The sequence below is a fragment of the Hoeflea sp. BAL378 genome (assembly GCF_000759435.1).
Taxonomy (GTDB): Bacteria; Pseudomonadota; Alphaproteobacteria; order Rhizobiales; family Rhizobiaceae; genus Hoeflea.
Genome location: NZ_JRJG01000114.1, coordinates 1 through 15163, shown reverse-complemented (window position 1 = coordinate 15163; position 15163 = coordinate 1). Strand labels below are relative to the sequence as shown.

Below are 15163 nucleotides of genomic sequence, written 5' to 3'. Positions count from 1 at the left end.
CCCGAAATCCAATTTCTGGAAAGTCCCATGCCTGATCTTCTGATTGAACTCCGCTCCGAGGAAATCCCCGCGCGCATGCAGCGCAAGGCGGCGGGCGACCTGCGCAAATCGGTGACCGATGCGCTGGTCGATGCCGGGCTCACCTACGAGGCGGCGCGCGAATACTGGACGCCGCGGCGGCTCACGCTCGACATCCGCGGCCTGACCGCGCGTTCCAAGGACGTGCGCGAGGAGATCAAGGGACCGTCGACCAAGGCGCCGGAACAGGCGCTGGCGGGCTTCATGCGCAAGGCCGGGCTCACCGACATCTCCGAGGCCCATGTGCATTCCGACCCGAAGAAGGGCGACTTCTACGTGGCCCACATTTCCCGGCCCGGCCGCGACGCGGAAGAAATCATCGCCGATATCATGCCCGGCATCATCCGCGGCTTCTCCTGGCCCAAGTCGATGCGCTGGGGCGCGGCCTCGATGCCGAAAGGCCTGTCCTTCGCCGGCATCGAAGGCAAGGGCCCGGAAGCGCTCCGCTGGGTGCGGCCGCTGCAGTCGATCATCTGCACCTTCGGCCCGGAAACCGAGGAGCCGGTGGTGATCCGCTTCGCGATCGACGGGCTCGCGGCCTCCAACACCACCTCGGGCCACCGCTTCCATGCGCCGGACTCGTTCACCGTGCGCCGCTTCGACGATTACGTCGACAAGCTCGAGCGCGCGAAGGTCGTGCTCGACGCCGGGCGGCGCAAGGAGATCATCCTGGCGGACGCGCAGAACCTCGCCTTCGCCTCCGGGCTCGAACTGGTCGAGGACGAGGCGCTGCTCGACGAGGTCTCGGGCCTGGTCGAATGGCCGGTGGTGCTGATGGGCGAGTTCGAGGAGGATTTCCTCGCGATCCCCGACGACATCATCCGGTTGACCATCAAGACCAACCAGAAATGCTTCGTGCTGAGGAAGCCGGGCGGCGGGTTGTCCAACCGCTTCATCCTGGTCGCCAACATCGAGGCCAGCGACGGCGGCCGCGAAATCGCCCTCGGCAACGCCAAGGTGGTGCGCGCCCGGCTCTCCGACGCGCTCTATTTCTGGACCACCGACCAGGCCAATCTGCCGGACCTTGCCGGGCTGGAAGATTCGGCCAAAAATTTCGGCCTCGATCTCGCCAAGCCGCTCGACCAGCGCATGGCCAAGCTCGACCATCTGGGCGTCACCTTCCACGCCAAGCTGGGCACGCAGGGCAAGCGGGTGAGCCGCATCGCCAAGCTGGCCGAAGAACTGGCGCCGGTGGTCGGCGCGGACCCTGCGCTCGCCCGCCGCGCGGCGCTGCTCGCCAAGGCGGACCTGACCACCGAGGTGGTCGGTGAATTCCCCGAGCTGCAGGGCGTCATGGGCCGCATCTATGCCGGGCTGCAGGGCGAGGACGCGAGCGTCGGGCGCGCCGCCGAGGAGCACTACAAGCCGCAGGGCCCGTCCGACCAGGTGCCGACCGATCCGGTCTCGATCGCCGTCGCGCTCGCCGACAAGCTCGACACGCTGGTGGGCTTCTGGGCCATCGACGAAAAGCCCACCGGCTCGAAGGACCCCTATGCGCTGCGGCGGGCTGCGCTGGGCGTGATCCGGATCCTGGTGGAGAATGGGGTGGTTCTAAGTTTGACCAACATCCTAACCCTCTCTTGGATCTTGATTTTACTTAATGAGCGTTCGGAAGAAGCAAAGGCCATCGAGTCTTATATGTCTGCGATCGAGCCTTTGAGGCTTGATCCCAGTGTGAAATTTGAAAGAATGAAAGTGTTCGCTGCTGGACTTCCACGAACACGAAGGAACCCGCATAGCAGCGACGCGCTCCCTGATCTCCTCTCCTTCTTCCACGACCGCCTGAAGGTCTATCTGCGCGACCAAGGCGCCCGCCACGACCTGATCGACGCGGTCATCACGCCCGAGTCCGACGATCTCCTGGACATCACCCGCCGGGTGGCGGCGCTGGGGGCGTTTCTCGACACCGAGGATGGCCGGAACCTCTTGGCCGGCGCCAAGCGCGCCGCCAACATCCTGGCGGCCGAGGAGAAGAAGGGGACGCGGGTGGCCGAAGCGGTCGATCCGGCCCTGTTCGAGCTCGATGCGGAGAGAAATCTGTTTAACGCCGTGACTCATTCTGTCAGCGCGGCCACACAAGCCATTGAAAACGAAGACTATGCGTCCGCCATGGTCGCGCTCGCGGATCTGCGCGCGCCGGTGGACGTGTTCTTCGAGGCGGTGCTGGTCAATGCCGAGGACGAGGCCATCCGCGCCAACCGGCTGGCGCTGCTCGCCATGATCCGCGAGGCCACCGGCGCGGTCGCCGATTTCTCGAAGATCTCCGGCTGAGGCCGGAGGTCTTACAGTCCGCCAGCAGCCGGGGACCGGCCTACCTGGACACCTGCGCGCCGTTGATCAGCATGGTGACGACAACGCCGCCCCGGGACCATTCATAGCTGACCGCGCCGCCGAGCTGCCGTTCGATGGTCTTGCGCACCATGCTGCTGCCGAAGCCCTTCATATCCGGCGGAGACGCCACGTCCGGCCCGCCTTTTTCCGCCCAGCAGATTTCCAGATCGTCGCCCGCCATGGCGCCGGACACGTCGACGGTGCCTTCCGCGGACAGGGAGCCGTATTTGACCGAATTGGTCGCCAGTTCGTGCACGACCAGCGCCAGCGCGGTTGCGGTGTTCTGGCCCACCCCCATGCGCGGGACGGAGACGCGGATGCGTCCCATGTCTTCGTCCTCGTCGTCATAGGGCGCCAGCAGCACGGTGAAGATGTCGCCCAGCAGCGCGGTCGGCGGGGCTTCGCCCGGGAAGGGCCGGACAAGGTCATGGGCGCGGTCGAGTGCCGTCAGCCGGTTCATGAGCTGCTTGGTCATGTCCTCGATCGAGGACGAGGACCGCGATGTGATGCGCGTCAGGCTCGAGGCGATGGCGAGCAGGTTCTTGACCCGGTGGCTCATCTCGCCGGCCAGCAGTTCGTTGCCCTCTTCGGCCTGCTTGCGGTCGGTGATGTCGAGAAAGATGCCGGTGACCTCGCCGTCGACGATCCCCGCGTCATTGCCCTGGCCGCGCGCGGAGATCCACCGCACATGCGGCCCCATCTTGGTCCGGAAATCGATTTCGTAGGGTCCGATGGTCGCCCGTGCCGCCTCGAAGGCCTCGCTCACCCGGTCCCGGTCGGCGGGATGGATCTTGGCCGACAGATGCTCGAACGTGAGCTCCGGGCCCGGCGAGACTTCCCACAGCCGGTATCCCCGGTCATCCATGGCGAAGTCGTCGGTCTCGACATTCCATTTCCACAGCGACACGCCGGCGGCGTCGATGGCGCGGCGCAGGACTTCGTAGCCCCAGTCGGAGGTCTCGTTTGGGGTCTTGGTCACATTGCCTCACTGAGCCGGAGTTGCGGCGAACCACGACGATCATGCAACGCGCCGTGTGACGGGTACCATCCGACGGTGTCGGCATCAAGGCTTGGCGGGCAGGAAGCCCCTCTGCGCCTGTCCCGAAAGCCCGAAGCCGGCGACCCCTGGAGGTGGGCGCCGGCTGGGTGCCATCGCGGACCCGGACGAGGGCTTGCGCGGCAGGGACGGGGGTGGGGCCCGTCCGGTCTTGAAGGCTTCAGTTGAGCCGGAGCTCGAATTTGGAGGCGTCGAGCGGCACGACCGGCGGGTCGCCGAGCGCCGAAGTCTTGGTGTCCTTGTCGATCCCGGGCGCGGTGTTGGCGATGACCGGCTCGAACAGCCGCGGCTCGCCCGTGGTTGCGGCGGTGACCGGCGGCTGGGCTTCGCCGGGCGCCTTGCCGGTGTCGGCGATCTGGTTGGTTTCGGGCTTGGCCACGCCGAGCGCGATGAGATCGAGGTCGGTGGCCTTGCGCACCATGGTGACGGGCGAACCGCCGAGCCAGTTTTCGGTCCGGTAGATCATCATCTGGCCCGCGACATTGCGCACCTCGACGATCTGTTCGCCGGGTGCAAGCTTGATCTCCGCCTCTTCGGCGGCCTTTTGCGCGGCCTCGCGGGCGCAGGACGGGCAGCCCACTTCGACAATGCTGCTGCGCTCGCTCGGGGTCGGCGCGAAGGTTTCGATCGAGCCGGCCTGGGCCGCTCCGGCGGCCGCGCACAGGGCGGCGGCAATCATCACTCTCAGCATGGCGCATACTCCCGTTCTATCCGGATATCTCCGGTTCTGGTGCATGCACTCTAGCAACGGGCCGTTACGATCCGGTTCTTGGATGCGGTAAACGGGCGGTTAATTCTTTCCCTCGCGCTCGACCGCGCGCCAGCCGATGTCGCGGCGGCAGAACCCGCCCGGCCAGTCGATCGCGTCCACCGCCGCATAGGCGCGCGCCTGCGCCGTGGTGACGTCGGGCCCGGTCGCAGTGACATTGAGCACCCGGCCGCCATTGGCCACCAGCCGCCCGTCCTTATGCGCCGTCCCGGCATGAAACACCTTGGCGCCCGTCGCCTCCGCCGCGTCCAGGCCGGCGATCGGCGTGCCCTTCCGCGGCGTGCCGGGATAGTTCTCCGCCGCCATCACCACCGTGAGCGCTGCCTCGTCGCTCCAGTGCGCCGAGAGATCGGCGAGCCCGCCTTCGGCCGCGGCCTTGAGCAGCGGCAGGAGATCGCCCTTGAGCCGCATCATCAGCACCTGGCATTCCGGATCGCCGAAGCGGACATTGTATTCGATCAGCTTCGGCCCGGCCGCGTCGATCATCAGCCCGGCATAGAGCACGCCGCGGAACGGCGCGCCGATCGCCGCCATGCCGCGCATGGTGGGTTCGATGATCTCATCCATGGTCTGCTGGATCAGCGCGGCCGTCATCACCGGGGCGGGCGAATAGGCGCCCATGCCGCCGGTGTTGGGGCCGGTGTCGCCGTCGCCCACGCGCTTGTGGTCCTGCGCCGTGCCGAAGGGCAGGGCGGTGTCGCCGTCGCACAGGCAGAAGAAGCTCGCTTCCTCGCCATGCAGGAAGGCTTCCACCACCACTTCCGCCCCGGCTTCGCCGAAGGCGCCTTCGAAGCAGTCGTCGATCGCGGAAAGCGCCTCCTCGAGCGTCATCGCCACGGTCACGCCCTTGCCGGCGGCGAGGCCATCGGCCTTGATGACGATCGGCGCGCCCTCGGCCCGCACATAGGCCTTGGCCTTGGGGGCATTGTTGAAGCGCTGGTAGGCCCCGGTGGGAATGTTTTCGCGCGCGCACAGATCCTTGGTGAAGCCCTTGGAGCCTTCCAGTTGCGCGGCTTTCGCCGAGGGTCCGAACACGGCGATGCCTGCCTGCTCCAGCGCGTCGGCCAGCCCGGCCACCAGCGGCGCCTCGGGCCCGACCACGACCAGGTCGATCGATTTGTCGCGGCAGAAGCCGACGACGGCGGCGTGATCCGTGACGTCGAGATCGCTCAGCACCGCGTGATCGGCGATGCCGGGATTGCCCGGCGCGGCATGCAGCGTGCCCAGCAGCGGCGACTGGGCGATCTTCCAGGCCAGCGCATGCTCGCGGCCGCCCGATCCGATCAACAGCACATTCATCATCGGTCTTCTCCAGGCGGGTGGACGGGGCGCGCGCGGACGGGCCGTGCTGGCACCGGGTTAGGAAAACATCGCCGCGGGGTCAAGCAAAGATCATGGCGGGAGGCTGCGGGAGCACGGGAAAACCGTCTCAATGGGCGGCATTTTGCGGCGGCGATTCATCCGCATTTAAGGACTCCTGCCGTACCTGAAGGACAACAGAACGACAGGGCACAGCCAATGCTTCAAATCCTCTACGTCAGCGGCGCCTCGCGGCCGATGACGGACGCCGACATCGCGGCGATCCTCTCCACCTCGAAGCGCAACAACAGCCAGGCCGAGATCACCGGCATGCTGCTGTGGGCCGACGGCATGTTCATCCAGGTCCTGGAAGGCGAACCGGCCAGGGTGAGGGCCCTGGTCCGGCGCATCGAGACCGATGCAAGGCATCACCATTTCATGGCGCTGCTCGAACAGACCTCGGACCGGAGACTGTTTTCGGAATGGAGCATGGGCTTCAAGCGGCTCGACCTCAAATGCGCGGCCGACAAGAACCTGTTCCAGATTTCCCGCGCGGCCCTGTCCCGGCGCGTGGGCAAGGACGATGGCGGCCTGTTCCTCGATGCGATCGTCGCCTTCAGCCGCGACTTCCTGCCCGAAGCCCAGGCAAGCGCCGGAACCGCCGCGGCATAAGCGCCGCCATTCGCGCGGCCGTCGACGCCCGGCTTGACCGGCCGGGCTTCGGGTGGCAACAGTCGCTGCATGTCCGCTGCACCTGATCCGACTTCAGAGCACCATGCCCGGGTGGCCGATGCGCCCTCCGGCAACTGGGTCTACCGCGTCCTGCCCAGGGCGCTGTGGCCCCATGCCCAGCTAGCCCGCTGGGACCGTCCCATCGGCTGGCAATTGCTGATGTGGCCCTGTTTCTGGTCGGCGGCGCTGGCCGCCAATGTCGCGAGTTCCCCCGCCAACGTCGACACGGTCTGGTACCCTGCGCTGACGTTCTGGCACCTGGTCCTGTTCATGACCGGGGCCATCGCCATGCGCGGCGCCGGATGCACCTGGAACGATCTCGTCGACCACAAGATTGATGCCAAGGTGGCGCGCACGCGGTCGCGGCCGCTGCCGTCGCGGCGGATCTCGCGCGGGGCCGCCACCACGTTCCTCGTCATCCAGGCGCTGGCCGGCCTTCTGGTGCTGCTCCAGTTCAACGGTTTCACGATCCTGCTCGGCCTCGCCTCGCTCGGCGTGGTGGTGATCTATCCTTTCGCCAAGCGCTTCACCGACTGGCCGCAGTTCTTCCTGGGGCTGGCCTTCTCCTGGGGCGCGCTGATGGGCTGGGCGGCGATCTTCGCGGAGCTCGCCTGGCCGCCGGTGCTGCTCTATGCCGGCGCCATCGCCTGGACCATCGGCTACGACACGATCTATGCCCACCAGGACAAGGAGGACGACGCGCTGGTCGGCGTGCGCTCCACCGCGCGCCTGTTCGGCGCCCACACCAAGCTCTGGCTCGTGCTCTTCTACGGCCTGTTCGCCGCCCTTGCGCTCGCGGCCTTCTGGCTGACCTCGGTCGCCTGGCCCGCCTATGCCGGCCTGGCCATCGCCGTCGCGCTGCTCGGCTGGCAGATCAGGGTGATCGACATCGACGACGCCGACCAGTGCCTCAAGCTGTTCAAGGCCAACAGCCGCGTCGGCCTGATCGTCTTCCTCGGACTGGTCGCATCTCTCTTCGTCTGACGCGGAAAAACCCGGCCGCCGTCTCCGGCAACCGGGTTTGTCTCGATTGGATAGGCCGGCGCCTCAGCGCCGCGCGATGATCTCGCGGCCCTCGATCTTCAGGCGGAACCCCATCGAGCCGGTCGAGCGGCGCACCAGGAAGCGCGGGCGGCGGTCGGCGATCTGGTGGTGGCGGCGGCGGCGCGAGGGCGCGGCGCCCGCCTGGCGGATCGTTCCGTCCTCGAGCGGACGGGCGACGCCGTCGGCTTCCACCATCAGCATCGGCAGGCCGTAGAGTTCGGACCAGGCGCGCCAGTCGGCGGCGATGTCGTCGAGGTCATGGGCGACCAGCAGCGGCACGCTGAGCGCAATGTCGGTGTGGTGCAGCTCCAGCGTCACCGTCACGGTGCCGTCGCCATGGTCGATGGCGCGTGCCGCGACGCCCTTGAAGGCGCGGGCGGGCAGGGCAATCGACAGCGGCAGACCCGATTTCGTGAGCACCTTGCGGATCACGGCGCCGCGGCTGTCGAGCGTGACGGACACTTCGTCGCGCTCGTCGCGTGCCGCATAGGACACGCGCTGCGGGAACTTGCCCGGGTCGAGTCTGAGCTCGAATCCGGCCCAGACGGGCTTCAATACGGTATTTGTCATGTCTTACGCCTCTGTCACTCTTGAGAGCCGGTTATCCGGTCTTCTCATCCGGGGCTTTTCGCCCTCTCACACGAAGCAACATGACCCAAGGCCGTTCCCGGCGGCTTAAAAATCTGGGTTAAGAAAAGCTATGCTCAGGAAATGGTTAGCGAAAGACCACCGTCCCATTTCCGAATTGGAAAGGTTGCCCGACAGCGCCGCCCATCCTGTCGGAGGCACAAAGGTCGCTGCAGGAGCTTGAAGGGATGCATGGGACGTGATCGCTCGATCGGATCCAATCGAGCGCGCCCTGCCTCAGGCAACCACCTTGCCCGGGTTCATGATGCCCCTGGGGTCGAAGGCCTGCTTGATCCGCCGCATCAGCGCCATCTCGACGGGGGAGCGGATGGCGGCAAGCTCATCGCGCTTGAGTTGTCCTATGCCGTGCTCGGCGGAGATCGAGCCGTTGAGCTCGAGCACGATCGCATGCACGATCCGGTTCATCTCCTTCCAGCGGGCGAGGAAGGCCGGGGTGTCGTCCCCGAGCGGCTGGGAGATATTGTAATGGATGTTGCCGTCGCCCATGTGCCCGAAGGCGACGATGCGCGCGGCCGGCATCGCCTGCAGCACCGCGCGGTCGGCGCGGGCGAGGAACTCCGGCACCTTCGCCACCGGCACCGACACGTCGTGCTTGATCGAGCCGCCCTCCGGCCGCTGCGCCATCGACATCGATTCCCGCAGTCTCCAGAACGCCTGCCGCTGGGCTTCCGTTTCGGCCGCCGCGGCGTCGCGGATCAGCCCCTGCGCGTCGGCGGCGACGAACAGGCCCTCCAGCATCGCCCGCGCGGCGTCCTGCGACTGGCCCGAGGAGATGTCGATGAGCACGTACCAGGGATGCGGCCCGCCCAGCGGATCGCGCGCGCCCTCGATATGCCGTGTGGTGAACTCGATGCCGATCCGCGGCATCAGCTCGAACCCGGTCAGCGACGGGCCGCAATAATCCTGCGCCAGCCGGAACAGCCGCAGCGCGGTGTCCGGCGTGTCGACCCCGGCGAAGATGGTCTCGTGCCCGCGCGGCGCCGGGAACAGCTTCAGCACCGCCGCCGTGATCACGCCGAGCGTGCCCTCGGCGCCGATGAACAGGTCGCGCAGGTCGTAGCCGGTGTTGTCCTTCTTGAGCGCGCGCAGCCCGTCCCAGATCTCGCCGTCGGGCAGCACCACCTCGAGCCCGAGGCAGAGCTGGCGCATGTTGCCATAGGCGAGCACCGCGGTGCCGCCGGCATTGGACGACAGGTTGCCGCCGATCTGGCAGGAGCCTTCCGAGCCGAGCGACAGCGGAAACAGCAGTCCCTGGTCGGCCGCCGCGGCTTGCGCCTGCGCCAGCACCAGGCCCGCCTCGGCGATCATGGTCTGGCCGACCGGATCGAGCGAGCGGACCCGGTTCATCCGCGACAGCGACAGCACGATCTCGCCCTTGCCGGGACGCGGCGATTGCCCGCCCACCAGGCCGGTGTTGCCGCCCTGCGGAACCACGGCGATGTCCTCTTCATAGGCGAGCCTGAGGATGGCCGAGACTTCCGCGGTGCTGCCCGGCCTGAGCACCAGCGGGCTTTCGCCCTGGTAGAGGCCGCGCAGCTCGATCAGGTGCGGGGCAATGTCGGCAGGAGCCGTCAGCGCGTTGCCTGCGCCGGTGATGGCGGCAAAACGGGCGATGAGCGCGGAATCGATGAGAGGCTTGGGCATGTTCAAGCATGTATCGCCGCGCCGGTCTCAAGTCGAGAGTGTGCTGGTCTCCAACCCTCGCCGCAACCCGCCCAGCTCGGGTCCGCGCGGCCGCGGCCGTCCCGATCAGGAGCATTTGCGCAATGAAGTCAGGTGTTTGATAAAATTCGAAAGACCTGTTTCAGCGTTCCTTAGGCTTTCTGTGAGTAAAAAGCCGCATTGATTGAAGGGAACCGGCGATGCCTGGCTTTTTCAAAGACCGTTCCGGCAATTTCGGCATCATGCTCGCCATCCTGCTCGTGCCGGTGATCGGCGCGGCCGGCCTGGCGCTCGACTACACCACTGCGAATGCCGTCAGGACCCAGGTTCAGGGCGCCGCGGACGCGGCCGCCGTGGCGGCCATCGCCGAAAGCTCCGAAGGCGTGAAGGCGGCCTTTGCGATGTCGGGCGATGGCGAGGTTGCGATTGCCCAATCCGACGCCGTCACCTTCTTCAAGGCGCAGCTCGAAAACCAGCCGGGTTTCACCGTCGACAGCATCGACGCCAAGGTCATCAAGAAGGACGGCGTGCTGTACTCGCTCATCAGCTATGTGGTGTCGGTGCCGACCACCCTCTCCAGGGTGCTGGGCCAGGACCGGATCCAGGTCGCCGGAACCGCCACGGTGGAGTACCAAACCGAGATCTACCGCGATTTCTACCTGCTGCTCGACAACACCCCGTCGATGGGCGTGGCCGCCACCCCGGCCGATGTCACCAAGCTCGTTGCCGCGACCGGCTGTGCCTTCGCCTGCCACATCGTCGAGAACGGCGTGGAAGACATGAACAGCAAATATAACATTGCGAAAAACATCGGCGTGACCACCCGCATCAATGTGGTGGCCAAAGCCGCCGCGGCGCTGATGGATACCGCCCGGGATTCGCGCAAGAGCTCCAACCAGTATCGCATGGGTGTCTACACCTTTGGTGAAAAGGCCGAGGACACCAAGCTGCTTGAGGTGGTTGCCGCGACGACCGATCTGAACAAGGCCAAGGCCCGGGCAGGGGAGGTCGACCTGATGTCGATTCCCTACCAGAACTATGACAACGACCAGCAGACCGATTTCGACCGCGCCCTGACGCAGATCGCCGACAAGATGGGAACGCCCGGAACCGGCCTCACCGCGTCCTCGCCGGAAAAGATCCTGTTCTTCGTCTCCGACGGCGTCGGCGACAGCTACAAGCCTTCGGCCTGCACCAAGGCCACGACCCCCAGCGGCCGCTGCCAGGAGCCGATCGATGTCAAGCATTGCCAGGCGTTGAAGGACGAGGGCTACAAGATCGCGGTTCTTTACACCACCTACCTGCCGCTTCCGGGCGACGACTGGTACGGCGACTGGATAGCGCCGTTCCAGAATGAAATTCCCACGAAAATGGAACAATGCGCCTCGTCCGGCCTGTTCTTCGAAGTGAGCCCGACCGAGGGCATCGGCGACGCCATGACGGCGCTTTTCAAGAAGATCATCAACACGCCGCGTCTCACCGGCTGATCCCGCGCGGGCGGGCAGCCCGCCCTCATGCCGGTCCGGGCGTCGTGCATCCACCAGCGCCGCGCGGTCGACAGACCCGCGGCGCTTTCGTGGTCAGGCCGGGTCGCGCGGCGCGGCGGCGCGGGCCAGGCGGTCGTTGATCGCCTCGCCCAGGCCGTGGCCGGGAACCGGCGCCACGGCGATCCCGGTTCCGCCCGTCGCATCGGCGCGCTTGAGGTAATCGAACAAGTTCGCGGCCGCCTCGCGCAGGTCGCCCGCGGGCGACAGGTCTAGGACCGCGGCGGCCCGGTCTTCGCCCGCCACCGGCGCTCCGCCGAAGCGGATCAGGGTCTCGCCGGGCCTGACTTCGGAGACGTTCAATCGCACCGCGCTGTCGGGCGCATAATGCGAGACCAGCATGCCCGGCGCGATCACGGCCTCCCCGGCCCGGGCTGCGTGCCGCGCAACCTTCATGCCGGCCACCTCTTCGATGGCCTCGACCGGAATGCCCCCGGGCCGGAGCAGGCGCAGGCCGGCGTCGTCCACCGCGACGATGGTCGATTCCACGCCGATCCGGCAGCGGCCGCCATCGAGGATCAGGCCGATCCGGTCGCCCAGATCCTGCTCCACATGCCTGGCCGAGGTCGGGCTGACGCGGCCCGAGCGGTTGGCGCTGGGCGCGGCCAGCGGCCGGCCGAAGGCGGCGATCAGCTCCCGGGCGAAGCCTTCCGGCATGCGCACCGCGGCCGTCGGCAGCCCGGCGGTGGCGAGCGGGTGGATCCCGCCCGTCTCGCTGAGCGGCAGCACCAGCGTCAGCGCGCCGGGCCAGAAGGCCTGGGCCAGTGTCTCGGCAAGCGGCGAGACCGCCACATGCGCCTTCGCCATGTCGAGATCGGAGACATGCGAGATCAGCGGGTTGAAGCGCGGCCGTCCCTTGGCCTCGTAGATGGCGGCGATCGCCGCCGGATTGGTGGCGTCGGCGGCGAGCCCGTAGACGGTTTCGGTCGGAACGGCGACGGCTTCGCCGCGCCGCAAGGCCTCGACCGCGAGCGTGAGCGTGTCCGGATCCCGGATCGAAAGAAGGCGCGCCATGAACTGTCCTTTGTCGGCGCAGCCTCTATCAGGCGCGCCGGCGGTTGACAACAAAGCGCGCCTGCGCCGCCGCTTTCGCCAAAACCGTCCCGATCGTTCAAATTGTGCCGATTGCTTTAGCCGGACCCTAAGATTTCTGCTGCAGACACATATGCGACATTCCTCATGAGTAAACCGGATGAACAAGCAGAATTCCGTTGCGACGTCGGTCGGACTTCGCGTCGCCACCGTCATGTACCAGATGGGCATCGACGGGCTGCCGCGGAACTATGAGCTGGTCTACGAGGCCTATTCCGGCAGCAATCCGGAACTGACCAAGGGGTTCGTCGCCCTCGGCAAGGTCAAGACCCAGCGCGCGCTCGACGAATTGGGAAAGAAATACCTGCCGCACCACCACGAGGAGACCGTGGCGGCCAGGACCAACGAGCGCATGCGCAGCCAGATGACGAGCTTCATGGGCCTGCTCGAGGAGGAACAGTCGTCGCTGTCCGACTACAGCCGCATCATCGATGAAGCCTCGCGCAGTTTCGCCGCCGACGGCCATATCGACCGCGAAACCCTGACTCGCTCGATCCGGCAGTTGAGCCAGGCGACGGAGAAGCAGGCTTCCAAGAGCGAGGCGCTGGTGGCCGTCGCCGCGAAACAGGCCGCGGCGCTGGAAGAGGTGAGATCCGACATCGACACCTTCGAGCGGATGAAATTCGTCGATCCCCTGACCGGGCTCGCCAACCGCCGGGCCTTCAACAAGGCCGTGGCGCGGGTCTACGCCAATGCCGAGCTGCCGATGATGTGCGGGCTCGCCTATGCCGAGATCGACGATTTCAGGCGCTTCGCCGACATGGCCGACAAGGGCCTGGGCGACCAGTGCATCCGCCATGTCGGCCAGTTGTTCCAGGCCGCGAACCGGGAGGGCGAGTTCCTGGCCCGGCTCGACGGCCACCGCTTCGCCTTCCTGATCAGCTCCGCGGAGGAGGCGGAGATCATGCGCATGGTCGACACGCTGCGCAGCGCCGCGGCCTCGAGGCCGCTGATGATCTCCGGCAGCGGCAGCGGGCTCGGCACCGTCACGCTGTCGATCGGCGTCGCGATGTCGACGGTGACCGACAGCCCCGCCCAGCTCATGCTCTATGCCGAAAAGGCCATGGCGGTGTCCGCCCGCGACGGCGGCAACCGCGCGACGCTGTTTTCCGCCACCGCCACCGCCGGCGCCGACAAGGGCTGGATGATCTACCGGCCCTGACAGGCCCTGCCTGCCGCACCGTCCCGCCGGGGGATCCGCGACCATCGGCGGTCAGTGTCGCGACGGCGCGGCACGGCCCAGGGGAAGCCCTGTCCGGCCCGTCCTGCGGCGTCCCCGCATCGTTTGACCTTGCAAAATCCCCATCGGGCGCCATCTCCGAAATTGACGTTTACGTAAAAAACACCTAGCCATGGGCGCGTGCATTTCGCGCCGCGATGGAAGGCGGCCAGCAGGGAGGAGATCACATGTATCGTGCGCCGGTAGGGGAAATCGCCCACACGCTCAAGACGGTCGCCGGGCTCGGCAAGGCGCTCGACGCGGGCCGCTTCGGGGACCTGGGCGAGGACCTGGTCGACGCCATCCTGGCCGAGGCCGGCCGCTTCGCCACCGACCAGGTGGCGCCGCTGAACGAGATCGGCGACACCCACGGCGCGGTCCTCAACGACGGCGCGGTCACGACGCCGCCGGGCTGGAAGGATCTCTACCATAGCTGGATCGAAGGCGGCTGGAACGGCCTGACCGGGCCCGAGGAATATGGCGGGCAGGGCCTGCCGATGCTGCTCTCCGTGGCCGCGCTCGAGATGTGGAACTCCGGCTCGCTCGCCTTCGGCATCGGCCCGACGCTGACCATGGGCGCGGTCGAGGCGCTCGACAAGCACGCCTCCGACGACCTCAAGGCCAAGTATCTCGAAAAGCTCGTCACCGGCGAGTGGATGGGGACGATGAACCTGACCGAGCCGCAGGCGGGCTCCGACCTCAATGCGTTGCGCGCCCGCGCCGAACCGGTGGGCGACGGCACCTACCGGATCTTCGGCCAGAAGATCTTCATCACCTATGGCGAACACGATTTCACCGACAACATCGTCCACCTGGTGCTGGCCCGGCTGCCCGACGCGCCCGCCGGCACCCGCGGCATCTCGCTGTTCCTGGTGCCGAAATTCTTCGTGGGCGACGACGGCGCGCTCGGCGCCCGCAACGACGTGTTCTGCTCGGGCCTCGAGCACAAGTTGGGCATCCATGCCTCGCCCACCTGCACCATGATCTATGGCGACGGCAAGTTCGGCGACACGCCCGGCGCCATCGGCTGGCTGATCGGCGAGGAGAACCGCGGGCTTGCCTGCATGTTCACGATGATGAACAACGCCCGGCTTGCCGTCGGCATGCAGGGCGTGGCGATCGCCGAGACCGCCACCCAGAAGGCCATCGCCTATGCCAAGGACCGCACCCAGGGCCGCGCGCCGGGCTTTTCCGGCGAGGGCATGAGCCCGATCATCGGGCACCCCGACGTCGCCCGCATGCTGATGACCATGAAGGCGCTCACGCAAGGCGCGCGCGCCATCTGCTATTCCTGCGCCGAGGCGCTCGACATGGCCCGCGTCAGCGCGGGCGACGAGGCCAAGGCCTGGTCCGAGCGCGCCGGCCTGATCACGCCCATCGCCAAGGCGTTTTCCACCGACATCGGCATGGAAGTGGCCTCATTGGGCGTCCAGGTGCATGGCGGCATGGGCTTCATCGAGGAAACCGGCGCCGCCCGGCTCTTGCGCGATTCCCGCATCGCGCCGATCTACGAGGGCACCAACGGCATCCAGGCGATCGACCTCGTCACCCGCAAGCTGCCGCTCTCGGGCGGGGCGACCGTCGCCGCCCTGATCGCCGATTTCAAGGCCGATTCCGAGGCCGCCCGCGCCTCCAACACCCCGGCGCTCGAGGGCGTCGCCGACCGCCTCGACCAGGCCATCGCCGAT

12 protein-coding genes are annotated in these 15163 nt (G+C 67.2%); 6 read left to right on the top strand and 6 right to left on the bottom strand.

Features of this window, described 5'->3' with window-relative positions; translation table 11 throughout:
• Nucleotides 1–27 precede the first annotated feature (27 nt).
• Entirely contained in the window at nucleotides 28–2349 is a 2322-nt protein-coding gene (gene glyS, locus LL06_RS20520; protein ID WP_035531147.1) for a glycine--tRNA ligase subunit beta, read from the top strand.
• A gap of 40 nt (nucleotides 2350–2389) precedes the next feature.
• Here glyS and LL06_RS20515 read toward each other — a convergent pair whose 3' ends face one another.
• From LL06_RS20515 to purD, 3 genes are all read right to left on the bottom strand, one after another.
• Nucleotides 2390–3388, bottom strand: a complete 999-nt coding sequence (locus tag LL06_RS20515) for a sensor histidine kinase (RefSeq protein WP_035531145.1) — start codon at nucleotides 3386–3388, stop codon at nucleotides 2390–2392.
• A 238-nt stretch (nucleotides 3389–3626) separates the two neighbouring features.
• Nucleotides 3627–4157: a plant virulence effector HPE1-like domain-containing protein gene (locus LL06_RS26545; protein ID WP_152599707.1), complete on the bottom strand. Its 531-nt coding sequence runs from the start codon at nucleotides 4155–4157 to the stop codon at nucleotides 3627–3629.
• A 99-nt stretch (nucleotides 4158–4256) separates the two neighbouring features.
• Nucleotides 4257–5534: a phosphoribosylamine--glycine ligase gene (purD, locus tag LL06_RS20505; RefSeq protein ID WP_035531152.1), complete on the bottom strand. Its 1278-nt coding sequence runs from the start codon at nucleotides 5532–5534 to the stop codon at nucleotides 4257–4259.
• 219 nt (nucleotides 5535–5753) lie between these two features.
• Here purD and LL06_RS27735 point away from each other — a divergent pair, with 219 nt between their 5' ends.
• Nucleotides 5754–6206 carry a BLUF domain-containing protein gene (locus tag LL06_RS27735; protein ID WP_052161773.1) on the top strand — a complete coding sequence of 151 codons (453 nt, stop codon included), beginning with the start codon at nucleotides 5754–5756 and terminating at the stop codon, nucleotides 6204–6206.
• Nucleotides 6207–6275: 69 nt separating this feature from the next.
• Nucleotides 6276–7250, top strand: coding sequence for a 4-hydroxybenzoate octaprenyltransferase (gene ubiA, locus LL06_RS20495; RefSeq protein WP_035531141.1), 975 nt, complete (start codon nucleotides 6276–6278; stop codon nucleotides 7248–7250).
• Nucleotides 7251–7313: 63 nt separating this feature from the next.
• Here the strand turns inward: ubiA and LL06_RS20490 are convergent, their stop codons facing one another.
• Both LL06_RS20490 and LL06_RS20485 read right to left on the bottom strand, forming a co-directional pair.
• Nucleotides 7314–7880, bottom strand: a complete 567-nt coding sequence (locus LL06_RS20490) for a DUF6101 family protein (RefSeq protein ID WP_035531139.1) — start codon at nucleotides 7878–7880, stop codon at nucleotides 7314–7316.
• A gap of 294 nt (nucleotides 7881–8174) precedes the next feature.
• Complete coding sequence (locus tag LL06_RS20485) at nucleotides 8175–9602, bottom strand: FAD-binding oxidoreductase (protein ID WP_035531137.1); 1428 nt, start codon at nucleotides 9600–9602, stop codon at nucleotides 8175–8177.
• 218 nt (nucleotides 9603–9820) lie between these two features.
• On the opposite strand from LL06_RS20485, the gene LL06_RS20480 reads away from it, so the two are divergent.
• On the top strand, nucleotides 9821–11107 hold the full coding sequence (locus LL06_RS20480) for a pilus assembly protein TadG-related protein (RefSeq protein ID WP_035531134.1): 1287 nt from the start codon (nucleotides 9821–9823) through the stop codon (nucleotides 11105–11107).
• A gap of 93 nt (nucleotides 11108–11200) precedes the next feature.
• Here LL06_RS20480 and LL06_RS20475 read toward each other — a convergent pair whose 3' ends face one another.
• Nucleotides 11201–12178 (bottom strand): L-threonylcarbamoyladenylate synthase, encoded by a 978-nt coding sequence (locus LL06_RS20475; RefSeq protein ID WP_035531131.1) that lies wholly within the window; start codon nucleotides 12176–12178, stop codon nucleotides 11201–11203.
• 178 nt (nucleotides 12179–12356) lie between these two features.
• Here LL06_RS20475 and LL06_RS20470 point away from each other — a divergent pair, with 178 nt between their 5' ends.
• Complete coding sequence (locus LL06_RS20470; protein ID WP_035531129.1) at nucleotides 12357–13418, top strand: GGDEF domain-containing protein; 1062 nt, start codon at nucleotides 12357–12359, stop codon at nucleotides 13416–13418.
• Nucleotides 13419–13663: 245 nt separating this feature from the next.
• The coding region (locus LL06_RS20465) for an acyl-CoA dehydrogenase family protein (protein WP_035531127.1) at nucleotides 13664–15163 on the top strand (1500 nt) is incomplete at its 3' end.